Source organism: Lysobacter korlensis, from assembly GCF_042434515.1.
On the sequence record NZ_JBHLTG010000002.1, the window covers coordinates 417,293 to 441,917 of the forward strand.

Below are 24,625 nucleotides of genomic sequence, written 5' to 3' on the forward strand. Positions count from 1 at the left end.
GTCAGCCGCGTCCCAGGTCGCAGCGGTCGCGAGGTCGGTGGCAGAATCGCGCCATGGCTGACGGGACGACCCCGAATCCCCGTTTCGCTCGCGCGTTCGCCGGCGCGGTCGGCACGATGGACCGGCGTGGAGCGGCGGAGCACCGTCGAAGGCTGGTGAGCACCGCACACGGCACGGTGGTCGAGGTCGGCTCGGGCACTGGCGCGAACTTCGCCCACTATCCCGGCGCCGTCGACCGAGTGATCGCCGTCGAACCCGAGCCGGAGCTGCGGGAGCTCTCGGCCGGCGCGGCACGCCGCGCTCCGGTGCCGGTCACCGTGCTGGATGGTGTGGCTGAGGCGCTGCCGGTTGCCGACGCCGGCGCCGACACCGTGGTGGTCAGTCTGGTGCTCTGCAGTGTGACCGACCAGCGTGCCGCGATCCGGGAGTGCCGACGGATCCTCCGGCCGGATGGGCTGCTCCTCTTCTATGAGCACGTCCGCTCGTCGCACCGCCTGGTCGCGCTCGCCGAAGACCTGGTCACCCCGCTTTGGAGCCGGCTCACCGGCGGCTGCCATCCGAACCGCGACACGGTGGCCATGCTGGAGGCGGGCGGGTTCGAGATCGTGCAGGTGGACCGGTTCGGTTTCGCGCCGTTGCCGCTGAACCCTTCCCTGGCACATGTCCTCGGAAGTGCCCGCCCGAGTGTCAGGCCCGAGGACCGGCGTCGATGACGCAGAAACGATTGCCCTCCGGGTCGGCGAGGATGACGTAGTCCGCGTCCGGCGGCCGGTTGTCCCAGTGCACGTCCGTCGCCCCGAGGGCCCGCAGGCGCCGGACCTCCGCGGCCTGGTCGTCTGCGTACAGGTCGAGGTGGATGCGGGGCGGGATGTTCGCCTCCGAGAAATGCGCGTCGAGGGACACGTTCGGCCCGCCGCCGTGCCGGGGTTTCAGCAGCACGAAGTCGTCGTCGGGCTCGTACGCCGGCTCGTAGTCGAGGGCCGCCATCCAGAACGTCATCTGCCGCGTCAGGTCGTCGACCCGGATCACGATCGAGCCGACTCGCAGCATCCCTTCACGCTAGTTCGGGATGCGTGGCACGACAAGGACCCGGCGGCGCTGTCCGGGCGCTCAACCGGGACCTCGCGGTCGACCTAGGCTTGATGCGTGCCACTCGCCGCCGAAGACCTCGAGTCGCGGACGGATGTCGACACACGGATCGACCCCACCCGCCCGTGGGTGACGATCGTCTGGAACGACCCGGTCAATCTCATGTCGTATGTCACATACGTGTTCCGGTCCTATTTCGGGTACCCGAAACCGGAGGCCGAGCGGCTGATGCTCGCCGTGCACCATGAGGGTCGCGCGGTCGTGGCAACGGGCAATCGCGAGGAGATGGAACGCCACGTGGAGGCGATGCACGACTACGGTCTCTGGGCCACACTCCAGCGGGAGGACGCGTGAGGCCGTTCGCGCCGGGCCCGGACGGGACCATCCTGCTGCACCTCACCGCCGAGGAGTGCCGGCTGCTCCGCGACCTCGCGCGACAGCTTCCCGTGGTGCTGACCGGCGCCGAAGCGGACCCGGCCGTCGATCGGCTGCTGCCGACCGCCTACCCGGACGACGCCGATGCTGCGGCGGAGTTCCGCGCATTCACCCGCTCCGGGCTGGTGGAGCGCAAGCTCACGAATGCCGGCCGGGTGGCGGCGACGCTGCCGGACGAGTCTGGCACCACGGAGCTGACCCCGGAGGACGCGCAGGCGTGGCTCCGAACGCTCACCGACCTGCGGCTCGTGCTCGCCACGCGGCTGGGCATCGAGGAGGACGGCGACGATGGCGCCCCCGACGAGCTGCTGCGCGCGGTGTACGACTGGCTCGCCTACCTGCAGGACTGCCTGCTCGCGGTGCTCGAGGGCACCCCGTGACGCTCGAGCTCGACGAGCGCGAGTTCGAGCGGCTCGTCGTGGACGAGCTGGATGCGCTTCCCGACGAGATGGTGGAGGGACTGGACAACGTCGTCTTCGTCACGGAGAACCGGCCTGAGGACGGCAGCCTCGACCTCCTTGGGATCTACGAGGGCGTCGCGCTCACCGAGCGCGGACAATACGGCTTCGGCGAGCTGCCCGACCGCATCGTGCTCTTCCGGGAGCCGCTGCTCGCGATCTGCGAGAACATCGAGGAGCTCAAGGACCAGATCCACGTCACCCTCGTCCACGAGATCGCCCACTACTACGGCATCGACGACGAGCATCTGCACGAGCTGGGCTGGGACTGAGCGGCCCTCCTGCGGTCCGGGATGCAATGTCGGTGGCTGGTTCTACGTTTGAAGTGTGCCGGAGAGAGGAACTCTCGGCATGGCGATGCTCGCAGAACGGCTGGTCCAGGTGGCGATCGCGCTGGCGGTGTCGTTGCCGTCGGGTGCGGAGCTCGACCTGGCGCTGCGGGCGGGTCATGAGGGTGATCGGCTGGCGCAGCTGGCATTGGTCGGTGAGCTGCGGCTGACGGATGCGGTCGGTGCGCGGCTGACCGGTCTGGACCGCCGGGAAGCGTCGGACGGGTCGGTGGCGATGCGTCAGGGTGACCGGACGCTCGCCGACACCGTGTCCCGTGTCACCGGGCTGTGGTTCTCGACCGCGCAGCAGTGGTGCACGGTCGGCGCGGCGGTGACCACCCGCACCAGCCTGGTGGGTGAGACGCTTCCTGCCCGGAGAACCAAGGTCTCGGCGGCGCTCGACGAGGGGGTGCCGACCATCGAGGCCGCGGCGCTGGTCAGCAAGGGGCCGGCTGCGGGCACGGGCCAGGATCCGCATGGTACGCAACCGCGACGGCAGCAGCCGCTGGATTCTCGACCTGGGCCCCGAGTCAGAAGGGTTCCTCAAGGCCGCCATCGACGCCCGAACCGCACCGCGCCGCCTGGTCCACTTCGGCGATCCGGACGAGCCGGCCGTCGATCCGGCGACCGCCGACGACCGAACGCTCTCCCAGCGGCAGCTCGACGCGCTGGTCGGCACGGCCCGTGACTCCCTCGCCCGCGACGACGGCGAGATCGCGGGGATCCCGGTCACCGTCCCGCTCGAGACCCTACAGACCGGCACCGGCGCTGAATCCATCGCCGGAATCGACACCCCGATCAGCGCCGCCACCGCCCGCCGGCTGGCCTGCTCGGCGAACATTCTCCCGATCGTGCTCGGCGGCGACTGCGAGGTGCTCGACGTCGGCCGCGCCAAACCACTGTTCACACGCGGTCAGCGCCTCGCCATGGCCGTCCGCGACCGCGGCTGTACGTGGCCCGGCTGCGAAGCCCCATCCGGCTGGTGGGAAGCCGCACACACCCGCAACCCATGGCACGCCGGCGGCAGAACCGGGCTGGACAATGGGGCGCTGCTCTGCCCCTACCACCACCGGCGACTCGACAACGACGGGTGGCGGCTCGAGATCCGGAACAGGATCCCCTGGCTTCTCCCACCACCATGGGTCGACCCAGCCCAGACCCCACGTCGCGGCGGACGCGAACCACTCCCTCAGAACCACGCCGGCTGAAAGCCCACGGCACGCCGGGGTGCGGTTGGGCTCCGTTCGAGGCCGAATACGGCCTAGCCTGGGCGCGTGAGCGCATACGGGGAGCGCCGCCGGGCACGGTGGATTGTGATTCCGCTCGGGGTGGTGCTCATCGTGGCGCCCGTGCTCTACGGCGTGCTCACCCTGGTCTCGCCGCTGCCAGCGACCCGGACGGTCCAGACCGGGTTCACGGAACCGCAGACCTTCGAGTCGCCTCAGATCCCGCTGCCGGAGCGCGGCGCGTCGGCTGTGGTGGGACCGGACGGGACGCTCCTCGCCTCGGCAGGCTCGCCCGACCCCGCTCCGATGGCCGGGGCAGCGAAGACGGTGCTCGTCCTCGCCTCGCTCGAGCAGCGGCCGCTCGAGCAGGGCGAGGAAGGCGAGCTCATCGCGATCACCTCGGCCGACGTTCGGTTCTTCCAGGAGCTGGCCGGAACCGGCGCCAGGGTCAGCAGAGTCACCGCGGGCAGCACCTGGACTCAACGGCAGCTCCTCCGTGCGGTGCTCGTCGGCGGCAGCAACAACCATGCCCGCACACTCGCCCGGTGGGCGTTCGGCTCGGAGGAGGATTACGTCGCCGCGGCGAACGGTTGGGTCGCAGACAACGGCCTGTCCGGGACGACGGTTGTCGATGCGACCGGCCTCCCCGCGGAGAACAGGGCGACCGCCGCCGATCTCGCGCGCCTCGCCTGGCTCACCGGTCAATCCGCCGCACTGCCGTCGATCCTCCGCGCTGGCGCAGGCGGACAGGCAGGCGGGACCGGCGCGAACTTCATCACCGACAACCTCAGCTACCGCACAGACCTCGGCGTCACGGCGATCTCCCGCGGGTACACCGACGCGGCGGGGGTATGTCTGCTCTTCGCGCTGCCGCTCGCCGGAGAGGAGGACGCCGGGCCCGCGGTCTTCGCCGCGTTCCTCGGGCAGCCGGACTACTCGAGCCTCTCCGACAGTCTCGACGCCTTCGTGCCGGAGGCCGCGACGTCGGTCGTGCCGGTGACGCTCATCGAGGAGGGTGACGAGGTGGCCCGCATCGAGTCCGCCTGGGGACAGAGTGCGTCGCTCGTCGCCGCGCGCACGGTCACGGTGCTGGGGTTCGCCGGCGAGCTCCCCGCGGGCGAGCTCGACGTGCCCCCGATGAATTCCGTCCGTGACGGCCGACCCGCAGGCAATCTGCTGCTCGAGATCCGCGGCGAGACGGAGCGGGTTGGCCTCCGCACGGAGGGCAGCATCCGGGATCCCGGCCTCGTGTGGCGCGTTACCCACCCTGGCGAGCTGCTCGAGAACCTCTTCGCCCGCTGAACCGTCGGACGGGCAGCGCCCGGTTACCGGGCCTATCGGACGAATCGGGCGAGCAAGGTCCCGGCCGCGGCCTCAAGCGCCGGGATGGAGCTGCCGTCGACGATCACATCGGCGAGCGACCGCGGATCTTCACGGGCGAGGATTGCTTCCTCCTGCGCCGCCCATCGATCCCAGTGCGGCTCGTAGGCCACCCCGTCGCGCGCCAGGGCTCTGACCTTGCGGTGCTCGTCGTCGAGCTCCACCCAGACGCCGAGATCCGCGAGCGCACGACTGGCGCGGCTCAGCGCGCCGCAGCCTTCCACGAGGATCGGGCGCGCGGGGTCGAGCATGTGCCATTCCGCCGTGGTCTCCGCCGCCCAGTCCCACCGCCGCCACCGCGGACGCTCGCCGAGCACCCACTCGTGGACGTGCCGGCTGCCGGCATCGAGTCCGTCCCACCCGGGGTAGACGTCGTCGAGATGGACCACCTGCGCCTGTGGCCAGCGCTCCCCCAGCAGCCCGGCGAGCTCTGTTTTCCCGGAACCTGATCGACCGTCGATCAGCAGCCGGAGCCCACGCTCAACCAAGGACACTCCGCCAGCTGCCGACGGACACCGACACGACGACTGCAAGCGCAGCCACGGCTGCCGCGCCGGCCATGAGGGCCCACTCCCTGCGGCCGAAGGGTGACGGCCGGGCCCAGGTGCGCTCGATCTCGGAACCGAAACCGCGTGCTTCCATGGCCGTCGCAAGCTTGCTCCCCCGGCGGACGCTGAGCACGAGCAGTGCGAACGATTGGTTCACGAAGCGGCGGATGCGGCCCCGGTCCGCGACCCCGCGTGCACGCCGGGCCAGCCCCAGCGCACGCCAGTCGTCGAGGAACAGGCCGACCAGGCGGAGTCCTGCGAGGCCTCCGAGCACGAAGCGGGCCGGCAGCCGCAGCACCTGCGCCAGACCGTCGGCGAGATCCGTCGGATCCACCGTCACGAAGAGGGCGACGGCGGGCAGCCCTGCCGCGAGCACGCGCACCGTGATGACGAGGCCGAAGTCGACGGACCCCTCCGTGACGGTGATGAACCAGGCCTCGAGCAGCACGCGACCTGAGTCCTGCCCGTACAGCACGGTGGTGACGCCCGCCAGCGGCGCAGCGATCCAGATGGCCGCGGTGCGACGCCAGAACATCCGCCAGTCGAGCCCCAGGAGCGGCATCAGCAGCAGCTCCGCGACGAGCGCCACCGTCGCCGTCACCAGGTCGAGCGACGCCAGGAGCACCAGCGCGAGCACTACCGCCGCACCGAACTTGGCGACCGGGTTCACACTCGTGATCGTCATCGTCCGAGGACAAGGCTCTCGTCGGCGAGCGCTTCGAGGAAGTGCTCATCGTGGCTGACCGCGACCGCAGCCAGGCCACGGTCCAACAGACCCGCGAGCAGACCGACAAGTTGCGCCCAGGTGCGGGCATCCTGGCCGAACGTCGGCTCATCGAGCACCAGCACCTGCGGCTCGGCGGCGAGCACCGTCGCCACCGACAGCCGGCGTTTCTCTCCGCCCGAGAGTGTGAACGGATTCGCGGCGGCCACACCCGCAAGGTGCAGGCGCTCGAGCAGCGGCTCGACGCGGCGCGCCAGATCCCCACCGCGGAGCCCCTGGGCGCGCGGTCCGATCTCCAGCTCCGCTCGGACGGTGGATGCGAGGAACTGGTGCTCCGGATCCTGGAAGACGGTGCCGATCCGGCTGAGCAGCTGACCCGATGTCCAGCGGATGGGTTCCGGTCGCGCACCGGCCGCCAGCGCCTGCGTGCTCGTCAGCGTTCCCCCGAGCGGCGCCAGCAGCCCTGCGAGTGTGAGCGCGAGGGTCGACTTGCCGCTGCCGTTCGGGCCGCTCACACCGAGCAGCCGGCCGGCCGACACGGTCGCATCGATCCCGTCGGCGGCGACCGCGCCGTTCCGCCCGACCGCGAGCGACTCCGCTGCGAGGAGCGGCCTGGCGGCCGTCGCTCCCGACCGGGCTGGCGTCGGTGGCCGGTGCGCGGGAACCCACACCCCCCGTTCCGCCAGTGCGTCGCCGTGCCGGGCCAGAACGGGGCCGACCGGTCCGTCCGCGAGGACACCGCCGCCCGCATCCGAGGGAGCGAGCACCACCACGCGGTCGACGACGTCGGTCCACACCTCCACCCGGTGTTCGATCACCACGAGCGTGGCGCCGGTGGCGAGGATCACATGCTCGACGGCGTCGCGCACCTCACGCACCCCGGCCGGGTCGAGGTTCGCCGTCGGCTCGTCGAGCAGCACGAGTCCAGGACGCATGGCCAGCACACCAGCGAGCGCCAGCCGCTGCTTCTGGCCGCCGCTGAGTGCGGCGGTCGGGGCGTCGAGGGGCAGCCGCAATCCCACTGCGCCGAGCGCCTCCGCCACTCTCCGCCAGATCTCGTCGCGGGGAACTCCGAGGTTCTCGCAGCCGAACGCGACGTCGTCGCCCACCCGGGCGAGCACAACCTGCGAGTCCGGGTCCTGGAGCACCAGCCCGGCACGGCCGCGGATCTCGCCGGGCGACCGGCCGTCGAGCCGCAGCGACCCAGTCGCCTCGCCCTCGTCGTCCCCGCCGAGCACTCCGGCGAGCGCGGCCATCAGCGTCGACTTACCCGACCCCGACGGGCCGAGCAGCAGCACCTTCTCCCCCGGCTCGATCCGCAGGTCGACGTTCTGCACCGCTTGGGCGCGTCGGCCGGCGTACCGCCAGCCCCATCCGTCGGCGCGGACGCCGACTGGCTGGACCCGGGGCGAGGTGCCGATCACGCCCGGCCGGCGGACGCCTCGCGCCCGGCCGCGAAGCGATTCAGCGCCCCCGCCCGGGCGAGCCCACGCATCGCGAACCAGCTGAGGACCCCGGCGAGCACCGCACCGGACACCACCGCACTCGTCACGTAGACGCCGCGGAACAGCGCGTCAGTGGCCGCGTAGCTGGTGAAGGTCGTGTCGAGCAGTCCCACGGCGAGTCCGGCTCCCATGCCCGCGAGGACTGCCACACCGAGGTTCCAGGTGCGGTAGAGGAAGATCGCGAAGACGAGCTCCGCTCCGAGTCCCTCGACCAGTCCCCAGATCAGCGTCTCGAACCCCCACTGGGTCCCGAGCAGCGCCGACACCATCGCGGCGACGAGCTCCGTGAAGACGGCAGCGCCTGGCTTGCGGATCACGATCCCGCCGAGCACCGCCGCGAACAGCCACCCGCCTGCGAGCAGCCCGGCGAGCCCCGGCGCGAACGAGAGGACGGCGCTGAGCGGCGACCAGGCCAGCCCCCAGGCCCAGAAGACCACGCCGCTTGCAACGCCGAGCACACTGGCGATGACGATGTCGATCACGCGCCAGCGGGAGCGGGTGGTGTGGGGGGTGCGAGACCGTGCGGTGGTCTTGGTCATAATGCGTGCCTTTCCAGGAAGAAACGGCACGGGTTCGAAGAGATGCCTCCCTGCGCTGGCATGATCCAGATCAGGTTCGACGGTCGAAGCTTCGAGCAGCTTCCTCTCAGCCCGGCTCACCGGACTCCCGTGTTCGCATCAGATCTTACGCCCCGAGCGGGCTGTCAGGGATGCGCGGCGAGGCTTCAATAGCCTGACGGGATGACCACGATGGAGTTCTGCACGTTCACGGAGCCGCAGCAGGGCGCGACCTACGACGCGCTGCTCGCGCACGCACAAGCGACCGAGGCGCTCGGATTTACCGGCTGGTTCCGGAGCGACCACTATCTGCGGATGGGCACGCACTTCGATGGGCTGCCCGGGCCGACGGATGCGTGGACGACGCTGGCGGGGCTCGCCCGGGAGACGACACGGATCCGCCTCGGCACGCTCGTCTCTTCGGTGACGTACCGGGTGCCGGCGATCCTGGCGATCCAGGTGGCGCAGGTCGACGCGATGTCCGGCGGCCGGGCGGAACTGGGGCTCGGTACCGGCTGGTACCGGCAAGAGCACGAGGCGTACGGCATCCCGTTCCCGGAGCGGCGCTTCGGCCTGCTGGAAGAGCAGCTCGCGGTGATCACCGGGCTCTGGTCCACGCCGCCGGGTGAGACCTTCTCCTTCGATGGCGAGCACTACCGGCTCGTGGAGTCCCCCGCACTGCCGAAGCCGGAGCAGTCGCCGGTGCCCGTGATCGTCGGCGGCAACGGGCCCAAGCGCACGCCGGAGCTCGCCGCCCGCTTCGCGACCGAGTTCAACATCGGGTTCCAGCCGGTGCCCGTCGTCGCGGAGGCACTCGAGCGCGTCCGCGCGGCGGCCGATGCGAACGGCCGAGGACGGGACGCGCTGCGGTACTCGGTGGCGCAGCCTGCCGTCGTCGGGACGGACGAGGCGGAGTTCCGCCGCCGGGCTGCCGCGGTGGGGGCCGACCCGGCGAAGCTCCGGGAGAGCGCCCTGGCCGGGACCGTGTCCGAGGTTGTGGACCGGCTGGGCGCCTACCGCGAGCTCGGCGCGGACCGGGTGTATCTGCAGACCGTCGACGTCGCGGACCTCGATCACCTCGACCTGCTCGCGCGTGAGGTGCTGCCGCAGCTCGCCTGACCGCCTCCCGGCCGTGTGGTCCGGCACAGCCGGGCCCGGAGGAGCCGCGGCATAGGATGTGAGGCGATGTTGGACCGCGCCGTAATCGACTCCCTGTTCCCCGCCGACCTGCCGGACCCGGCGCACTGGGAAGAGCGGTACCCGCAGCGTTCGCTGCCGGACGGTGCCCGCGTCACCCGCTTCGCACCGAGTCCGACGGGGTTCGTGCACATCGGCGGCATCTACACCGCGATGATCGCGCAGGACGTCGCCCACCGGTCGGGCGGCTCGTTCTTCGTCCGGGTCGAGGACACCGACAAGGCGCGGGAGGTCGAGGACTCCGCCGCGCAGTTCGCCCGTGCGTTCGGCTACTTCGGCATCGAGCCCGACGAGGGCGACCCGGACGGCCCGTACGGGCCGTACCTGCAGTCCGACCGGGAGCGGATCTACCACACCTATGTGCGCGAGCTGCTGCGGAACGACAAGGCGTTCCTCGCCTTCGACACCGTCGAGGAGCTGACGGCCCTCACCGAGAGCCAGCGGGCGGCGAAGGCGCAGCCCGGCTACTACGGGCGGTGGGCGCCGTGGCGGAACGCGGGCGCCGACGACGTGCAGGCGAAGCTCGAGGCGAACGTCCCGTTCGTCGTGCGGTTCCGCGCTCCCGACTTCACCGGCGCGCGGTCGGTGTTCACCGACCTCATCCGCGGCCGCATCGAGCAGGACGACAACCGCAACAACTTCGTGCTGCTGAAGAGCTCCGACCGTGACCCGTGGCTGCCGACCTACCACCTGGCGCACGTGGTCGACGATCACCTGATGCGGGTGAACCCGGTGATCCGCGGCGAGGAGTGGATGTCGTCCGTGCCGGTGCACCACCAGCTGTTCGACGCCCTCGGGTTCGACCGCATCGACTACGCACACGTGGCACCGCTGCTGAAGCAGGAGGGCAAGTCGAAGCGCAAGCTCTCCAAGCGAAAGGACCCGGAAGCGTCGGTCGACTTCTATCTCGAGGCCGGCTACCCCCGCGACGCCGTCCTGTACTACCTCCGCGGACTCGCAAACGGGCGGCTCGCCGAGCTGCCGATCGCCGAGGCGCTCGATGCCGAGCTGAGGCTCGAGGACATGAACCTCGCCGGTGCGCTCGTCGACACCCCGAAGCTCGAGCACATCGCGAAAGACGTCATCGGCGGTCTGAGCGCCCGGGAGGTCCGGGAGTCCGTGCTGGCCTGGGCGAAGGAGCACGACGCCGAGTTCGCCGGTGTGCTCCAGGCGGATCCGGAGTACGCGGAGCGCGTCTTCGACGTGGAGCGCAGCGGCAGCGAGAACGTGCGGAAGGACCTGGCGAAGTGGGCCGACGCCCGCGACGCGTACGGCTTCCTGTTCCCGCAGCTGTTCGAGCTGGTCACGGACCTCGCCGACGAACGGCTCGGCAAGATCCAGCCCGAGCTCGTCCGGCTGATCGCCGCCGACCTTGTGGAGCAGTATCGGGAGGACCGGGATCGCGACGCCTGGTTCGCGCAGATCCGGGAGCTCGCCGTGCGGCACGGCTACGCCCCCGGCCCCGCGGAGCTGAAGGCGGAGCCGGAGAGGTACCGCGGCCCGCTGCGGGTCGTCGCGAACGTCGTGCGGGTGGCGCTAACCGGGTCATCGAAGAGCCCGGACCTGTGGGAGGTCGCCCTGGTGCTCGGCGCCGACGAGGTCCGCCGGCGTCTTGCCGCCCTCGCCGGCTGAGCCGCCTCGGACGCTCAGACGCGGGCCGCGAGGAGCGCCACCCGGACGCTGCCGCCCTTCGTCGACTGCTCCGCCACCCTGGCGAAGCCGAGACGCTCGTGGAAGGCGAGCGAGTCGGGGTTCGGCGGCTCGAGGTTCACCTCACAGGTGACCTCGTCCCTTCCGGTGCTCCGCGCGCGATCGAACACGGCGTCGTAGAGCCGCCGCCCGACCCCGCTCCCCCGGGCGGCCCCGTCCACCACGATGCGATCCACGTAGACGTGCGGCGTCCCGCGGTCCTCGAAGAAGCGGTAGTTCTCACTTGCATAGTCCGAGCCGGGATCGACCGCCACGACGAATCCGTGCACCACGTCGTCCGGACCGACGACCACGAGCGCCAGCGACGACAGCTCGAGCAGCGCCTCCATGTCGGATGGAGCGGTCACGGGCACCGCGGGCGACGCTGCATCGTTCAGTTCCACGATGCGGGGCAGGTCGGCACGACGGGCGGGTCGGAGCAGCACGGTAGGAAGTATCGCAGGCCCCACGACCCCCGCAAACCCGGTATGTTTCAGACAACACGGGCAACGGCCGGCGAGAATGAAGGGAGCGGAATTGGGAAAGCTGCTCTACGGAGACTCCCAAGTCGAGATCCAGTTCGACGACCGGTCCCTGGCGCACCTGCAGATCGTCATCGGTGCGAAGCTGCGACGCCATGAGAGCTTCTTCCTCAGCTGGAAGGACGACCCGAGCATCGGCGACGGGCGCAGCAGCATCTGGCTCGACGCCGGCATCCCCCTCTACTTCAAGTACTTCGGCGGCAAGATGCCGGAGATCAACCGCGAGTGGCTGGAGCTGCTGACGCAGTCATCGAACAGCTCGCTCGGTCTGCAGCTGATGGAGGAGCCGCGCTCCTCCGCCCCCGCGAAATAGGCGGCGCCTAGCACGAAACACGCCGAGGCGCAAGAACGCCTCAGCGACTATAGGGCGTCGATACACTCGAACCATGTCCGGCCCTATCGCCCCGAAGCGGAGTCGCCCCACTCGGCGCGACATCGTGTTCCACCCGCTGTCCAGCACCGAATGGCGGGTGGCCGACGGGCGGATCCCAGGCAACGACCTGCGCGGGCTGCTCGGCTTCGTCCAGCGGTCCGGTGAGCTCTTCGAGGTCGTCCGAATGGGCCAGCCGTTCATCCGGCACTACTGCTCCACCCTCGAGGAAGCCGCGCAGCAGTTCCTGCGGCCGCACACCTTCATCGAGGAGATGCCGAAGTCGCTGCCCGAGGTGGACCCGGACGCCGCGGATGACGACGAGTTCGAGGACGCCTCCGCGGTCGATGGCAAGGACGCGCCCCTAGCTGACTCCGTCAGCAGCTGAACCCCAGGTGCCAGAGCCCGCACGGCTCAGCCGACGTCACTCGGTGGCGTGCTTCTCGAGCCAGGTGATCGGATCGACCGGCCTGTTGTCGGCACCCAGGATGCCGAAGTGCAGGTGCACGCCCGTGCTGGTGCCGGTGTTGCCGACTCGTCCGAGCTGATCGCCGAGCTCCACCGTGTCGCCGACGGCGACCGTCAGCGAACCGTGCTGCATGTGACCGTAGACGCTGCGATACCGGTCGCCGTCGACGACGTGCTCCACGATCGCGTACACGCCGAGGGCGCCCGAGGGATTGCCGACCTCGACGACGGTGCCTGGCGCGATCGCGGGGATGGCCGTTCCGTCGCCCGGGGTCCAGTCGACCCCCTGGTGGTCACTCGAGCAGGCGCCACACGGCGCGGCGCGATAGCCGAAGTGACTGCTGACCTTCTCGTCTCGGTCCACCGGCCACTGGACCGGCGTGAATTCGACCACGCTGAAGTCGTCGCGCTCTGCGGGCGCCTCCTCGACGTCGGCGGTCACCTCGAAGTCCTGTGACTGCTGTTCGAACCGCTCCACCTCGATGGTGGTGGCGGTCGCAGGGAGTGCGCCGAGGTACAGCAGGCTCGTGCTCACGGCGAGCGAGGCGAGCGCGAGAGAGCGTCGGCGGATCGTGAGGAAGCCGAGTGCCGGGCGGTTGTGCGCAGGCACACGGGCAGAGGAGAAGGGAGGGAATAGCAAGCGGGGGAACTTCCGGGGTTATCGCGCGAGCGCCGTGGATGTGGACGCTTCGGGTTCACGCTGCGGGCAGACCGGTTCACCAGTGTGAACGATCCAACCTGTGAAGATCCTGATGGGCGGCGCGTCGGTTCATAGCCGCAACTCTGATTGCGCTAAGGCGACGCGGAGGCAACGCTCCAAGACCACGGAGCAGACTTCAGGCTGCATGGAGCCGCCGTCCAGATCGGCAGAAACAGCATTCAGAGTACCGTCGCTCCGAACAGCGCACCGATCAGGTAGGTCACGGCCGCCGCGCCGTACCCGATCGCCAGCTGGCGCAGCGCGCGCCTCAACGGGGATGCACCGGACAAGACACCCACGGTCGCTCCGGTGAGCAGCAGTGCCACGCCGACGAGCGCCGCGGCCAGCGCCACCGCAGCGACACCGTCCATGCCGAAGAGATACGGGATCACTGGGAGCAACGCCCCCGACGCGAAGAACAGGAAGCTCGAGATCGCGGCACTCGTCGCACTGCCCACGGCCTCGTGCTGGGCGGGCACGCTGGCGGTGACCGTCTGGCCGCCACGGAGGATGCGGTCCGCGTGCGCCCTCGCCGCCGCCTCCGACTCCCCGCGAGCCCGGTAGACGAGCGCGAGCTCGTTGACGTCCACGTCGAGCGCCGGGACCGCCGCGGCCGCCTCCGGGTTGGGGATCGATGCCGCCAGCAGCTCGCGCTGCGACCGGACCGACACGTACTCCCCCGCCGCCATGGACAGGGCGCCGGCCAGCAGGCCGGCGACGCCGGTGAGCAGAATCGTCGGGCCGCCGACACCTGCGCCGCTGACACCGAGGATCAGCGCGAGGTTGCTGACCAAGCCGTCGTTCGCGCCGAACACCGCGGCCCGGAACGATCCGGAGAGCCGGAGGCGTCCCCGCCCGGCGAGCCCGCGGATGACCTCCTCGTGGATCCGCTCGTCTGCGGCCATCCGGGCCGTGGCGTCGTTGTCACCCTCGTACGGCGAGCGGGACTCCGCCCGTTGGGCGAGCGCCAGGACGAACACCCCGCCGAAGCGGCGGGCGAGGAAGCCCAGCGCCCGTGTGCGGACGTCGCCCTTCAGCGAAGCGGGGGCGCGGTCGCCGAGCAGCGCCAGCCAATGCTCCTCGTGACGCCCCTCCGCATCCGCGAGCGCGAGCAGAATCTCCCGCTCCTCGCCGCTGCGTTTCGCTGCGAGGTCCCGGTACACCGCCGCCTCTGCCCGCTCGGCGGCGAGATACCGCCGCCAGCGTCGGATGTCACGCGGCGTGGGCTCCGGCTTCGAGTTCGTCACCAGAGGATTCTTCCATCGCCCTCGACGAGGCGTCAGCCGGTTCGCCGCCCGAGATCGCGGGCTCGTCGGCGTGTGCCGCCAGAGAGGCGGACTAATCGGCGGTGACGAAGTCGATGAGCTCCTCCACGCGACCGAGCAGCTCCGGCTCCAGGTCCGCGAACGTCCGGACCGTTCCGAGGATCCGCTGCCACGCCATGCCGATGTCGGCCTTGTCGGCGTGCGGCCAGCCGAGGGCCTCGCAGATGCCGACCTTCCACTCCACCGACCGCGGAATGACGGGCCACGCCTTCAGCCCCAGCCGAGACGGCTTCACCGACTGCCAGACGTCCACATACGGATGCCCGACCACCAGCACGTGCTTCCCGTACGGCCCACGCGCGACCGCCTCGGCGATCCGCGACTCCTTCGACCCGCGCACCAGGTGGTCCGCCAGCACACCGAGCCGTCGTTCCGCCGTCGGCTTCACCTCGGCCAGCACCGCTTCGAGGTTGTCGAGGCCCGAGAGGTACTCCACGACGACACCCTCGACCCGGAGGTCCGCGCCCCACACCTTCTCCACCAGCTCGGCGTCGTGCCGGCCCTCGACCAGGATGCGGCTGGCCCGCGCGACGCGGGCCCGCGCCTCGGGCGCGGTGAAGGAGCCGCTCGCGGTCCGGGCTCGTCCGGCGGGCGCCGCCGGAGCGACCTTCAGGAGCACGGACTGCCCGTCGACCAGGAACGGCGAATCGAGCGGGAAGACCCGGACCTTGCCGCGGCGGTCCTCGAGCTCAACTTGACCGGAGCCGACTCTGACCACGGCACCGACGAAGCCGCTGTACTCCTCCTCGAGCACAAGGCCCTTCTCCACCCGAACCTCACGCGGTTTCGGGCGAGCGGGACGGGCGTCCCGGCGACCTGTCGCGAGCACGTCGGAGCCGTAGCGGTCGTAGCCGGAGAAGTCGCGAGTCACCGCTCGACGCTAACCCGCGGCGCGCGGCCGTGCCTGCTGACACGCCAAGGCCGCGGGCCGGAGCGGGAGCGCAAGCCCCGCACCCGCAACCATCGGTTGAAGGTTCTCTCGACGCTTGCTGGACGTACGGCGAGAGTTCAGTCAACGGCGGATACCGTTGTGCCGACGGCTTCAGGAGGACCCTTTACGTGAACACATGGCCAGGCTCGGCATACCCGCTGGGCGCGACCTACGACGGCAACGGCACCAACTTCGCGATCTTCAGCGAGTGCGCGGAGCGAGTCGAGCTCTGTCTGTTCGATGACGAGGGCGTGGAGAGCCGCGTCGATGTCCGAGAGGTGGACGCCTTCATCTGGCACGTGTACCTGCCCGACGTGCATCCCGGACAGCGCTACGGCTACCGCCTGTACGGACCGTGGGACCCGGCGAACGGGCTGCGCTTCAACCCGAACAAGCTCCTGCTCGACCCGTACGCGAAGGCCACCGCGGGCGAGATCGACTGGGACCAGTCGCTGTTCAGCTACAACTTCGGCGACGAGGACTCGCGCAACGACGACGACTCCGCGCCACACATGATGCTCGGCGTGGTGGTGAATCCGTTCTTCGACTGGGCGGGCGACCACCCGCTCGCCATCCCCGCCGCGGAGACGATCATCTACGAGGCGCACGTCAAGGGCCTCACCCAACTGCACCCCGACATCCCGGAGGAGCTGCGGGGCACCTACGCCGGCATCGCCCACCCGAGGGTGATCGAGCACCTGAAGCGGCTGGGGGTCACCACGCTGGAGCTCATGCCGGTGCATCAGTTCGTGCAGGACAGCCACCTGCTCGAGCGAGGGCAGCGCAACTACTGGGGCTACAACTCCATCGCGTTCCTGGCTCCGCACAGCGCCTACTCGGCATCCGGCGAGCTCGGCACGCAGGTGCAGGAGTTCAAGGGCATGGTGCAGACCCTGCACGAGGCCGGCATCGAGGTGATCCTCGACGTGGTCTACAACCACACCGCCGAGGGCAACCACCTCGGACCGACCCTGTCGTTCAAGGGCATCGACAACAGGGCGTACTACCGGCTCGTCGAGGACGACCAGAAGTTCTACATGGACTACACCGGCACCGGCAACAGCCTGAACGCCGGGCACCCGCACGCGCTGCAGCTGCTCATGGACTCGCTGCGCTACTGGGTGCTCGACATGCACGTCGACGGGTTCCGCTTCGACCTCGCGTCCACCCTCGCGCGCGAGTTCGAGGAGGTGGACCGGCTCGCCACCTTCTTCGAGCTGGTGCAGCAGGACCCGGTGGTCTCGCAGGTGAAGCTGATCGCGGAGCCCTGGGACATCGGACCCGGCGGGTATCAGGTCGGCAACTTCCCTCCGCAGTGGTCGGAGTGGAACGGCAAGTACCGCGACACGGTCCGCGACTTCTGGCGCGGCGAGCCCGCGACGCTCGGCGAGTTCGCCTCCCGGATCACCGGCTCGGCGGACCTCTACGAGTGGGAGGGCCGCCGTCCGACGGCGTCGATCAACTTCGTCACCGCACACGACGGCTTCACGATGAGCGACCTGGTGTCGTACAACGAGAAGCACAACGAGGCCAACGGCGAGAACAACAATGACGGCGAATCCCACAACCGCTCGTACAACCTCGGCGTTGAGGGACCGACCGACGACCCGGGGATCCTCGAGCAGCGCGCCCGCCAGCAGCGGAACTTCCTCACCACCCTGCTGCTGTCGCAGGGCGTGCCGATGATCCTGCACGGCGACGAGCTCGGCCGCACCCAGAACGGCAACAACAACGTCTACGCCCAGGACAATGAGCTCAGCTGGGTGCACTGGGACCGCGCCGACCACCCGCTCATCGAGTTCACCGCCAGCGTCGCGGCACTGCGGCACCGGCACCCGACGTTCCGCCGCCCGCGGTTCTTCAACGGCAGACCCGTGCGACGGGGTGCCGGTGAGCCGGTCGCCGACATCGTGTGGCTCACCAGCGAGGCGCAGGAGATGACGGAGGAGGACTGGGACACCGGTTACATCAAGTCGGTCGGCATGTATCTCAACGGCCAGGGCATCCGCGCCGTCGACATCCGCGGGGAGCGGATCGTCGACCTCAACTTCCTCGTCATCTTCAACGCCCACGACGAGGGCGTCGAGTTCACCCTTCCGTCTGAGGAATACGGAGCCTCGTGGGAGATCGTGGTCGACACCGCGAACGCCCCAGACCCGAACGAGCGGCCGGCGGGATCGAAGTTCATCGTCTCGGGCCGCAGCACCGTCGTGCTGCGCGAGTACCGTGCGCCCGCCATCATGCCGGATCCGTCGCCCGCCGCCTCCGTGGCGCTGCAGCTCCAACGGGCCGGGAGCAGCCATGCACCGACCAACGAGGACGTCGCCGCGGCCGCCGAGAAGACCACCGCCAAGCGGAAGGCGGAAGCGTGAGCGCACCGATCTCCACCTATCGGCTGCAGATCCGGCAGAGCTTCGACCTGCAGCGCGCGGCCGAGGTGCTCGACTACCTGGCCGCCCTCGGTGCGGACTGGGTCTACCTCTCCCCCCTGCTGACCGCTGAGCAGGGCTCGGATCACGGCTACGACGTGACCGACCATTCCTCCATCGACTCGGCCCGCGGCGGTTCTGCAGGGTTGGAAGCGCTGTGCGCGGCCGCGCGCGACCGGGGCCTGGGAATCCTGATCGACATCGTCCCGAACCACGTCGGCGTCGCGACGCCAGCGCAGAACCCGTGGTGGTGGGACCTGCTGACCCACGGCCGCGCATCCCGGTACGCCGAGGCGTTCGACGTCGACTGGGAGTTCGGCGGCGGCAAGATCCGGATTCCGGTGCTCGGCGAGACGGAGAGCCCGCCCCTCGAGGTCAGGGACGGCTGCCTCTGGTACTACGACACCAAGTACCCCATCGCCCCGGGGACCGCGGACGACGGCGCCTCGGCCGAGGAGGTGCACTCCCGCCAGAACTACGAGCTGGTGCACTGGACGCGCGCCGACGCCGAGCTCAACTACCGCCGTTTCTTCGCGGTCAACACCCTCGCGGCCATCCGGGTCGAGGAGCCCTGGGTCTTCGATGAGTCGCACGCCGAGATCCTGCGCTGGATCCACGAGGGCCTCGCCGACGGACTCCGGGTCGACCACCCGGACGGCCTGCAGGATCCCGGCGGCTACCTCGACCGGCTCGCCGAAGCCACCGGCGGCACGTACGTGCTGGTCGAGAAGATCCTCGAGCACGGCGAGACGCTCCCAGCCCACTGGCAGACGGCCGGCACCACCGGCTACGACGCGCTCGCCGACATCGACCGGGTGCTGATCGATCCGGCCGGCCGCGAGCGCCTCGACGCACTCGACTCGGAGCTGCGCGGCACGCCGGCGCCGGTGGAGTGGGAAGTGCTGATCCATGGGACCAAACGCGGGATCGCCGACGGCATCCTCCGCTCCGAGGTGCTGCGCCTCGACCGGCTCATCCCGGAGCTCGACGCGGCGGACGCCCTCGCAGAGCTGCTCGCCTGCTTCCCCGTCTACCGCTCCTACCTCCCCGTCGGCGCGGAACACCTGCAGCACGCGGCGGAGCTCGCCCTCCGCTTCCGGCCGGACCTCAGCGACACGATCCATGCCCTGCTGCCCATCCTCGGTGACCCCGCGCATCCCGCGGCGATCCGGTTCCAGCAGACCTCCGGCATGGTGATGGCCAAAGGCGTGGAGGACACCGCGTTCTACCGGTTCAGCCGCCTCAGCTCGCTGACCGAGGTGGGCGGCGACCCGTCGGAGTTCGCCATCGGCCCGGACGAGTTCCACCGCAGACAGGCGGCGCGGCACGCCGGTTTCCCGCTCTCGATGACCGCCCTCTCGACGCACGACACCAAGCGCGGCGAGGACACCCGCGCTCGGATCGACGTGCTCGCAGAGCTCCCGGAGCGCTGGGCCGAGGTGCTCGGTGAGCTGCGGCGGCTCGCACCGGTGGGCGACGGTGTGCTGGAGAACCTGCTCTGGTCGAGCTTCGTCGGAGCCTGGCCGGCATCACGTGAGCGCCTCCACGCCTACGCCGAGAAGGCGTCGCGCGAGGCCGGCTCATCGACGACGTGGACCGCCCCGAACGAGGAGTTCGAGGCGCGCATGCACGCCATGGTCGACGCCGCATTCGACAACCGCGAGGTCGCCGGGCTGCTCGGCGGCTTCGCCGACGAGATCGCGGGCTACGGCTGGTCCAACTCGCTGTCGGCGAAGCTGATCCAGCTGACCGCGCCCGGCGTGCCGGACGTGTACCAGGGCAGCGAGCTGTGGGAGACCTCACTCGTCGACCCCGACAACCGACGCCCGGTCGACTTCGAGGAGCGCCGCCGCATCCTGGCCGACCTCGACGCCGGCGGTGCCCTTCCCCCGGTGGATGCGGGCGCCGCGGCGAAGCTGCTCGTGACCTCGCGCGCGCTGCGGCTGCGTCGCGACCGGACGGAGCTGTTCACCAGGTACACGGCGGTCCCGGTCGTCGGCGAGGCGGCCGACCACCTCGTCGCCTTCGACCGCGGAGGCGCGATCACCCTGGCGACCCGCCTGCCGGTGGGCCTCGAGCGCCACGGCGGATGGGGCGACACCGCGGTGGCCGTCCCCGGACGCCCGATGACCGACGTGATCACCGGCCGGCGGTTCCCCGGCGGGCTGCTCCGCGTGGGCGACATCCTCGACACATACCCGGTGGCGCTGCTCGCGCCCACCGAGCCGTAAGCCGAACTGAAGGAGGAGAACATGACTTTCGTGGCCAGCGGCCTCGACCGCACCACCTTCGACGTGTGGGCGCCGAAGGCGAAGCGCCTGACCCTGCTGCTGGACGGCGAGCGCTATCCGATGCAGCGGCTGAACGACGGCTGGTGGACGCCGGAGGACGACGCGCTGCTGATGAGCGCGGAGCAGGACTACGGCTACCTTCTCGACGACGAGGACACGCCGACGCCCGACCCGCGCTCGCGGCGGCAGCCGGAGGGCGTGCACATGCTGAGCCGCACGGTCGACCTCTCCGCGTACGCGTGGACGGACACCACGTGGACGGGTCGGCAGCTCGCCGGCGGGCTGATCTACGAGCTGCACATCGGCACCTTCACGCCGGAGGGGACCCTCGACTCCGCGATCGAGCGCCTCGACCACCTGGTGTCCATCGGAGTCGACTTCGTCGAGCTCCTGCCGGTCAACGGCTTCAACGGCACCTACAACTGGGGCTACGACGGTGTGCTCTGGTACACGGTCAGCGAGGGCTACGGCGGCCCGCAGGCGTACCAGCGGTTCGTCGAGGCGTGCCATGCCCGCGGCATCGCGGTGATCCAGGATGTCGTCTACAACCACCTCGGCCCGAGCGGCAACTACCTGCCGAAGTTCGGTCCCTACCTGCACGAGGAGAGCAAGAACACCTGGGGCTCGTCGGTCAACCTCGACGAGCCGGCGGTGCGGCGCTTCATCCTCGACAACGCGCTGATGTGGCTGCGGGACTACCACGTGGATGGACTGCGGCTCGACGCGGTGCACGCACTCGTCGACACGAGCGAGAAGCACATCCTGCAGGAGCTCAGCGAGGAGGTGGACGCGCTGAGTGCGCATCTCGGCCGCCCGCTCACCCTGATCGCGGAGTCGGACATGAACGACCCGAAGCTCATCACCGCACGGGAAGCGGGCGGGTACGGCCTCACCGCGCAGTGGAGCGACGACTACCACCATGCCCTGCACGTGGCGCTCACCCGGGAGACCGCGGGATATTACGCGGACTTCGAGCCGCTGGAGGCGCTGGTCAAGACCTCCACGAAGGGGTTTTTCCACGACGGCACCTACTCGTCGTTCCGGAAGCGGAATCACGGCGTCCCGATCGACCCGCGCATCCCCACCTGGCGGCTCGTCACCTTCGCGCAGGACCACGACCAGATCGGCAACCGGGCGACCGGCGACCGGCTGACCGCCACGCTGGACGAGGGGCGGCTCGCGCTGGCCGCGCTGCTCACCCTGGCGGCGCCCTTCACGCCGATGCTGTTCATGGGCGAGGAGTGGGCAGCGTCCACCCCCTGGCAGTTCTTCACCTCGCATCCGGAGCCGGAGCTCGGCAAGGCGACCGCCGAGGGACGCATCGCCGAGTTCGAGGAGATGGGCTGGGACCCGGACGTCGTGCCGGACCCACAGGATCCGGCGACCTTCACCCGGTCGAAGCTGAACTGGGACGAGCCGTACCCGTCGAGCGGGGGCGAGGACAGCCGGCACACCCGGATCCTCGACGTGTACCGCGAGCTGGCCCGGCTGCGGAAGTCACATCCGGAGCTCACCGACCCGCGGTTCGACCGGCTGTCGGCCCAGGCGGGCGAGGACCCGCGCTGGTTCCGGCTGCGCCGCGGCGATCTCGAGATCGTCGTGAACCTCTCCGACGAGGAGATGTCCCTGACCGCGCCACAGGCGGTGCTCTTCGAGACCGTCTCGGTACGCGAGACCGCGGCCGGGCTCGTGCTCGCGCCGCACAGCGGAGTGATACTGCGCCCGTGAGATCGTGGCCACTCGCCACACCGTCGGAAGCACTTGAGCAGGAGGAGCGATGACCCGATTCGGCTACACCCTCATGACCGAGCAGAGCGGCCCGAAGGACCTCGTCCGCTACGCGGTCCAGGCGGAGCGCCTCGGCTACGACTTCGAGCTGATGAGCGACCACTACTCCCCCTGGCTGATGTCACAAGGGCACGCGCCGTACGCCTGGAGTGTCCTCGGCGCCGTCGCGCAGGCGACCGAGCGGGTGGACCTCGCCACGTACATCACCTGCCCGACCATCCGCTACCACCCCGCGGTGGTCGCGCAGAAGGCGGCGACGATGAGCCTGCTGTCCGATGGCAGGTTCCTGCTCGGGCTCGGCTCCGGCGAGAACCTCAACGAGCACATCACCGGCGAGGGCTGGCCCCCCGTCGACCAGCGCCAGGACATGCTCGAGGAGGCGGTGCAGATCATCCGCGAGCTCTTCACCGGCGACCTCGTCACCTGGGAGGGGAACTACTTCCGGGTCGACTCCGCACGCCTGTGGGATGTTCCGGAGGGCGGCGTGCCGATCGGGATGGCCGTGTCCGGGGAGAAATCGATGGAGCGTCTCGCGCCGCACGGCGATCACCTCATCGCCATCGAGCCGGACCCGGACGTCGTCGAGCAGTGGCGCGGGATGAAGGGCGATTCGGGCTCGCGCGTGATCGGCCAGGTGCCGATCTGCTGGGATCCCGATCGAGAGGCCGCGGTCGCCCGCGCCCATGATCAGTTCCGCTGGTCGCTGACCGGCTTCGCCGTGAACGCCGACCTGCCCACACCCGCCGGCTTCAGTGCCGTGGGCGAGCTGGTGCGTCCGGACGACATCGCCGAGGCCATTCCATGCGGGCCGGATCTGGACGAGCTGGCCGAGAGTCTCCGGCCATACCTCGAGGCGGGCTTCACCGACCTCGCGATCGTGCAGATCGGCGACGAGAAGCAGGACGAGTTCCTCGAGAATGCGGCCGGCCCGCTGCTGGAGAAGCTTCAGGCGCTGTGAGCGCCCACGGAAGAAGGGAGAACGGACGATGACGACCGACACCGAGCAGCCCGACGCGGAGGGGAGCAGCGGCTCCCAGTCGCACCCGAACGCATCACCGGAGCTTCAGGACGCGATCCGCTCGATCGACGCGATAGGAGAAAACGCCTGGGGCAGGGACGACGACCAGGACGTCTCGCGCTCCGGACCCGGCGCGGCGGCCGAGGATCCCGCCGCCACGGACCCGTCGCTGCAGGACACCCCGGAAGGCAACCCGGACGCGCCTTGAGCCGGACGGGATCGCTTCGCGCGATGCGTCAGCCGGCGATGCCGGCGCGTGCGTCGTCGAGCTCGCCGCGGAAGAGGTCGAGCTCGTCCTGCGTGATCTGACCCTGCCGCTCCGCCTGCTCGGCGTTGAGCTCCAGCGCGTCGAGATACCCGAGCACGTCGTCGCCGCTGCCGCCCTGATCGACGATGACGTCCAGGCTGGAGCGGAATGCCGCGAGATCCGCGGACTCGTCGCCGGTCAGATCGACCACAGCCGCAGGTGTCTCCGCCATCGTGGGCGGGCTGGAGGCGATCATGGTGCCGGCGTTGACCCCGGCGATCCACGAGATGATCCCGACGGCGATGACGAGCACGCCGACCTCGACGCCGCTCAGCGACCGGCGACGGGCGCTCGCCGTGACGGGGCGCTCTTGCGCCGCCGCCGACTCGTCACGCGCGGCGGCGGTCGCACCGAACCGGTCTTCGCCCGACATCATCTCGGAGGCGCCGCGCAGCACCCGTGAGATCGTGGCGGCCTTCGGACGCTTCTCCGGGTCGCGGTCCGTCATCCGCCGGATGAGGTCCCGCCACTGCGGAGCCAGGGTGTCGGGGATGTATGGGTCGCCGTTGATCCGCGCGGCGAGACTCTCGACCGCGGTGCCGGGGAACGGCCGCTCGCCCGTGAGCGCCTCGAGGAGCACCAGACCGAGCGAGTAGATGTCGGTGGCGGGGGTGATCGGACCGCGGTTGACCTGCTCCGTGCTCATGTAGCTGGCGGTGCCGAGCAGCACGCCCTCGGCGGTGTAGTTCTGACCGCCCGAGAAGCTGGCGATGCCGAAGTCGGTCAGCTTCGCGACCCGGTGGAACGCCATCCCGGCGACGTCGTTGATCAGGATGTTGGCGGGCTTCACGTCCCGGTGCACCACGCCGCGCGAGTGGATGTAGGCCAATGCCTCGGCGACCTGCGCACCGATCGATGCGACGTCGTGCGGCGGCATCGGCCCCTCCGCCATGCGGACGTCGAGCGTCGGGTCCGACATGAGCTCCATGACGAGATAGAGCCGAGTCTCGTCGCCGAAGACGTGCACGCCGGCATCGTGGAGGCTGATCAGTCCGGGATGGTTCAGCGTCGCGAGCAGCTGGATCTCGCGCTCCTGGCGCATCCACTCGACCTCGGAGGACGGCACCTCACGGAAGACCTTGACCGCGACCTCACGGCCGAGCGTCTCGTCGGTGGCTTGATAGACCGAACCCATGCCGCCTGAGCCGAGGGGCGTGTGGATGCGATACCGGCCCCCGACCAGGTGGTTCACGCGATGCGGCATCCCACTGCTTCCCGACTCGAAGACTGTTCCGTCTCGCCAGCTGACGCACGACTCGTGGTCGCGCGCGTGAGACAAGTTTAGGGTCGGCCTCGAATTTCGGGGCATTTGCGGCTCA

Annotated in this window: 26 protein-coding genes; 15 read left to right on the forward strand and 11 right to left on the reverse strand. The window is 70.1% G+C overall.

Going from position 1 to position 24,625, the window contains the following annotated elements; translation table 11 throughout:
- The first annotated feature begins 53 nt into the window (after positions 1 to 53).
- The gene (locus ACFFGH_RS11340; protein ID WP_386668281.1) at positions 54 to 713 is read left to right on the forward strand and encodes a class I SAM-dependent methyltransferase; all 660 of its coding nucleotides are present in this window, start codon (positions 54 to 56) and stop codon (positions 711 to 713) included.
- Here the strand turns inward: ACFFGH_RS11340 and ACFFGH_RS11345 are convergent.
- Complete coding sequence (locus ACFFGH_RS11345) at positions 688 to 1,050, reverse strand: VOC family protein (RefSeq protein ID WP_386668283.1); 363 nt, start codon at positions 1,048 to 1,050, stop codon at positions 688 to 690. The two genes, ACFFGH_RS11340 and ACFFGH_RS11345, sit on opposite strands and share 26 nt — an antisense overlap.
- A gap of 96 nt (positions 1,051 to 1,146) precedes the next feature.
- On the opposite strand from ACFFGH_RS11345, the gene clpS reads away from it, so the two are divergent.
- The 3 genes from clpS to ACFFGH_RS11360 are packed head-to-tail and all read left to right on the forward strand — an operon-like array spanning position 1,147 to position 2,254.
- Positions 1,147 to 1,443 carry an ATP-dependent Clp protease adapter ClpS gene (gene clpS, locus ACFFGH_RS11350; RefSeq protein WP_386668285.1) on the forward strand — a complete coding sequence of 99 codons (297 nt, stop codon included), beginning with the start codon at positions 1,147 to 1,149 and terminating at the stop codon, positions 1,441 to 1,443.
- Positions 1,440 to 1,904: a DUF2017 family protein gene (locus ACFFGH_RS11355; protein ID WP_386668287.1), complete on the forward strand. Its 465-nt coding sequence runs from the start codon at positions 1,440 to 1,442 to the stop codon at positions 1,902 to 1,904. Before clpS ends, ACFFGH_RS11355 begins: the two co-directional genes overlap by 4 nt.
- Positions 1,901 to 2,254, forward strand: coding sequence for a metallopeptidase family protein (locus ACFFGH_RS11360; protein ID WP_386668289.1), 354 nt, complete (start codon positions 1,901 to 1,903; stop codon positions 2,252 to 2,254). The genes ACFFGH_RS11355 and ACFFGH_RS11360 overlap by 4 nt, the downstream gene beginning before the upstream one ends.
- 297 nt (positions 2,255 to 2,551) lie before the next feature.
- Here ACFFGH_RS11360 and ACFFGH_RS11365 read toward each other — a convergent pair whose 3' ends face one another.
- On the reverse strand, positions 2,552 to 2,773 hold the full coding sequence (locus ACFFGH_RS11365; RefSeq protein WP_386668291.1) for a hypothetical protein: 222 nt from the start codon (positions 2,771 to 2,773) through the stop codon (positions 2,552 to 2,554).
- 14 nt (positions 2,774 to 2,787) lie between these two features.
- On the opposite strand from ACFFGH_RS11365, the gene ACFFGH_RS11370 reads away from it, so the two are divergent.
- Both ACFFGH_RS11370 and ACFFGH_RS11375 read left to right on the forward strand, forming a co-directional pair.
- Positions 2,788 to 3,519, forward strand: coding sequence for an HNH endonuclease signature motif containing protein (locus ACFFGH_RS11370; RefSeq protein ID WP_386668293.1), 732 nt, complete (start codon positions 2,788 to 2,790; stop codon positions 3,517 to 3,519).
- 66 nt (positions 3,520 to 3,585) lie between these two features.
- Positions 3,586 to 4,839 (forward strand): D-alanyl-D-alanine carboxypeptidase family protein, encoded by a 1,254-nt coding sequence (locus ACFFGH_RS11375; protein ID WP_386668295.1) that lies wholly within the window; start codon positions 3,586 to 3,588, stop codon positions 4,837 to 4,839.
- Between the two features lie 32 nt (positions 4,840 to 4,871).
- On the opposite strand, the gene ACFFGH_RS11380 is transcribed toward ACFFGH_RS11375, so the two are convergent.
- Genes ACFFGH_RS11380 through ACFFGH_RS11395 form a run of 4 tightly spaced genes read right to left on the reverse strand, consistent with a single transcriptional unit; the run spans position 4,872 to position 8,233 of the window.
- A complete protein-coding gene (locus ACFFGH_RS11380; protein WP_386668296.1) occupies positions 4,872 to 5,405 on the reverse strand; it encodes a nucleoside/nucleotide kinase family protein in 534 nt (177 codons plus the stop codon).
- Positions 5,398 to 6,150 (reverse strand): energy-coupling factor transporter transmembrane component T family protein, encoded by a 753-nt coding sequence (locus tag ACFFGH_RS11385; protein WP_386668298.1) that lies wholly within the window; start codon positions 6,148 to 6,150, stop codon positions 5,398 to 5,400. Before ACFFGH_RS11385 ends, ACFFGH_RS11380 begins: the two co-directional genes overlap by 8 nt.
- Complete coding sequence (locus ACFFGH_RS11390) at positions 6,147 to 7,613, reverse strand: ABC transporter ATP-binding protein (protein ID WP_386668300.1); 1,467 nt, start codon at positions 7,611 to 7,613, stop codon at positions 6,147 to 6,149. Before ACFFGH_RS11390 ends, ACFFGH_RS11385 begins: the two co-directional genes overlap by 4 nt.
- Positions 7,610 to 8,233, reverse strand: a complete 624-nt coding sequence (locus ACFFGH_RS11395) for an ECF transporter S component (protein WP_386668301.1) — start codon at positions 8,231 to 8,233, stop codon at positions 7,610 to 7,612. The genes ACFFGH_RS11390 and ACFFGH_RS11395 overlap by 4 nt, the downstream gene beginning before the upstream one ends.
- Before the next feature lie 201 nt (positions 8,234 to 8,434).
- Here ACFFGH_RS11395 and ACFFGH_RS11400 point away from each other — a divergent pair, with 201 nt between their 5' ends.
- Both ACFFGH_RS11400 and ACFFGH_RS11405 read left to right on the forward strand, forming a co-directional pair.
- Complete coding sequence (locus tag ACFFGH_RS11400; protein WP_386668303.1) at positions 8,435 to 9,370, forward strand: LLM class F420-dependent oxidoreductase; 936 nt, start codon at positions 8,435 to 8,437, stop codon at positions 9,368 to 9,370.
- 66 nt (positions 9,371 to 9,436) lie between these two features.
- Complete coding sequence (locus ACFFGH_RS11405; RefSeq protein WP_386668305.1) at positions 9,437 to 11,080, forward strand: glutamate--tRNA ligase; 1,644 nt, start codon at positions 9,437 to 9,439, stop codon at positions 11,078 to 11,080.
- 14 nt (positions 11,081 to 11,094) lie between these two features.
- Here the strand turns inward: ACFFGH_RS11405 and ACFFGH_RS11410 are convergent, their stop codons facing one another.
- The gene (locus ACFFGH_RS11410; protein ID WP_386668307.1) at positions 11,095 to 11,583 is read right to left on the reverse strand and encodes a GNAT family N-acetyltransferase; all 489 of its coding nucleotides are present in this window, start codon (positions 11,581 to 11,583) and stop codon (positions 11,095 to 11,097) included.
- Positions 11,584 to 11,674: 91 nt separating this feature from the next.
- Here ACFFGH_RS11410 and ACFFGH_RS11415 point away from each other — a divergent pair, with 91 nt between their 5' ends.
- Complete coding sequence (locus tag ACFFGH_RS11415; RefSeq protein WP_386668309.1) at positions 11,675 to 11,992, forward strand: DUF7882 family protein; 318 nt, start codon at positions 11,675 to 11,677, stop codon at positions 11,990 to 11,992.
- A gap of 73 nt (positions 11,993 to 12,065) precedes the next feature.
- Complete coding sequence (locus ACFFGH_RS11420; RefSeq protein ID WP_386668311.1) at positions 12,066 to 12,437, forward strand: hypothetical protein; 372 nt, start codon at positions 12,066 to 12,068, stop codon at positions 12,435 to 12,437.
- Positions 12,438 to 12,473: 36 nt separating this feature from the next.
- On the opposite strand, the gene ACFFGH_RS11425 is transcribed toward ACFFGH_RS11420, so the two are convergent.
- The 3 genes from ACFFGH_RS11425 to ACFFGH_RS11435 form a co-directional block, all read right to left on the reverse strand.
- On the reverse strand, positions 12,474 to 13,127 hold the full coding sequence (locus ACFFGH_RS11425) for a M23 family metallopeptidase (protein ID WP_386668313.1): 654 nt from the start codon (positions 13,125 to 13,127) through the stop codon (positions 12,474 to 12,476).
- 269 nt (positions 13,128 to 13,396) lie between these two features.
- A complete protein-coding gene (locus tag ACFFGH_RS11430; RefSeq protein WP_386668315.1) occupies positions 13,397 to 14,464 on the reverse strand; it encodes a VIT1/CCC1 transporter family protein in 1,068 nt (355 codons plus the stop codon).
- Between the two features lie 91 nt (positions 14,465 to 14,555).
- Positions 14,556 to 15,413 carry a DUF3097 family protein gene (locus tag ACFFGH_RS11435; RefSeq protein WP_386668317.1) on the reverse strand — a complete coding sequence of 286 codons (858 nt, stop codon included), beginning with the start codon at positions 15,411 to 15,413 and terminating at the stop codon, positions 14,556 to 14,558.
- A gap of 188 nt (positions 15,414 to 15,601) precedes the next feature.
- On the opposite strand from ACFFGH_RS11435, the gene glgX reads away from it, so the two are divergent.
- Genes glgX through ACFFGH_RS11460 form a run of 5 tightly spaced genes read left to right on the forward strand, consistent with a single transcriptional unit; the run spans position 15,602 to position 23,207 of the window.
- Entirely contained in the window at positions 15,602 to 17,845 is a 2,244-nt protein-coding gene (glgX, locus tag ACFFGH_RS11440; protein WP_386668319.1) for a glycogen debranching protein GlgX, read from the forward strand.
- A complete protein-coding gene (gene treY / locus ACFFGH_RS11445) occupies positions 17,842 to 20,133 on the forward strand; it encodes a malto-oligosyltrehalose synthase (protein ID WP_386668321.1) in 2,292 nt (763 codons plus the stop codon). The genes glgX and treY overlap by 4 nt, the downstream gene beginning before the upstream one ends.
- Positions 20,134 to 20,154: 21 nt before the next feature.
- Positions 20,155 to 21,921, forward strand: a complete 1,767-nt coding sequence (gene treZ, locus ACFFGH_RS11450; protein ID WP_386668323.1) for a malto-oligosyltrehalose trehalohydrolase — start codon at positions 20,155 to 20,157, stop codon at positions 21,919 to 21,921.
- Between the two features lie 49 nt (positions 21,922 to 21,970).
- A complete protein-coding gene (locus ACFFGH_RS11455) occupies positions 21,971 to 22,939 on the forward strand; it encodes a TIGR03557 family F420-dependent LLM class oxidoreductase (protein ID WP_386668325.1) in 969 nt (322 codons plus the stop codon).
- Positions 22,940 to 22,967: 28 nt separating this feature from the next.
- Positions 22,968 to 23,207: a hypothetical protein gene (locus tag ACFFGH_RS11460; RefSeq protein WP_386668327.1), complete on the forward strand. Its 240-nt coding sequence runs from the start codon at positions 22,968 to 22,970 to the stop codon at positions 23,205 to 23,207.
- 28 nt (positions 23,208 to 23,235) lie between these two features.
- Here the strand turns inward: ACFFGH_RS11460 and ACFFGH_RS11465 are convergent, their stop codons facing one another.
- Positions 23,236 to 24,510, reverse strand: coding sequence for a serine/threonine-protein kinase (locus tag ACFFGH_RS11465; protein WP_386668329.1), 1,275 nt, complete (start codon positions 24,508 to 24,510; stop codon positions 23,236 to 23,238).
- Between the last annotated feature and the right edge of the window lie 115 nt (positions 24,511 to 24,625).

Bases quoted from the DNA above. Each gene is read 5' to 3' on its own strand.
- ACFFGH_RS11340 (WP_386668281.1), top strand. From the start codon at position 54: ATGGCTGACGGGACGACCCCGAATCCCCGTTTCGCTCGCGCGTTCGCC.
- ACFFGH_RS11345 (WP_386668283.1), bottom strand. From the start codon at position 1,050: ATGCTGCGAGTCGGCTCGATCGTGATCCGGGTCGACGACCTGACGCGG.
- ACFFGH_RS11370 (WP_386668293.1), top strand. From the start codon at position 2,788: ATGGTACGCAACCGCGACGGCAGCAGCCGCTGGATTCTCGACCTGGGC.
- ACFFGH_RS11385 (WP_386668298.1), bottom strand. From the start codon at position 6,150: ATGACGATCACGAGTGTGAACCCGGTCGCCAAGTTCGGTGCGGCGGTA.
- ACFFGH_RS11395 (WP_386668301.1), bottom strand. From the start codon at position 8,233: ATGACCAAGACCACCGCACGGTCTCGCACCCCCCACACCACCCGCTCC.
- ACFFGH_RS11400 (WP_386668303.1), top strand. From the start codon at position 8,435: ATGACCACGATGGAGTTCTGCACGTTCACGGAGCCGCAGCAGGGCGCG.
- ACFFGH_RS11405 (WP_386668305.1), top strand. From the start codon at position 9,437: ATGTTGGACCGCGCCGTAATCGACTCCCTGTTCCCCGCCGACCTGCCG.
- ACFFGH_RS11420 (WP_386668311.1), top strand. From the start codon at position 12,066: ATGTCCGGCCCTATCGCCCCGAAGCGGAGTCGCCCCACTCGGCGCGAC.
- treZ (WP_386668323.1), top strand. From the start codon at position 20,155: ATGACTTTCGTGGCCAGCGGCCTCGACCGCACCACCTTCGACGTGTGG.
- ACFFGH_RS11455 (WP_386668325.1), top strand. From the start codon at position 21,971: ATGACCCGATTCGGCTACACCCTCATGACCGAGCAGAGCGGCCCGAAG.
- ACFFGH_RS11460 (WP_386668327.1), top strand. From the start codon at position 22,968: ATGACGACCGACACCGAGCAGCCCGACGCGGAGGGGAGCAGCGGCTCC.
- ACFFGH_RS11465 (WP_386668329.1), bottom strand. From the start codon at position 24,510: ATGCCGCATCGCGTGAACCACCTGGTCGGGGGCCGGTATCGCATCCAC.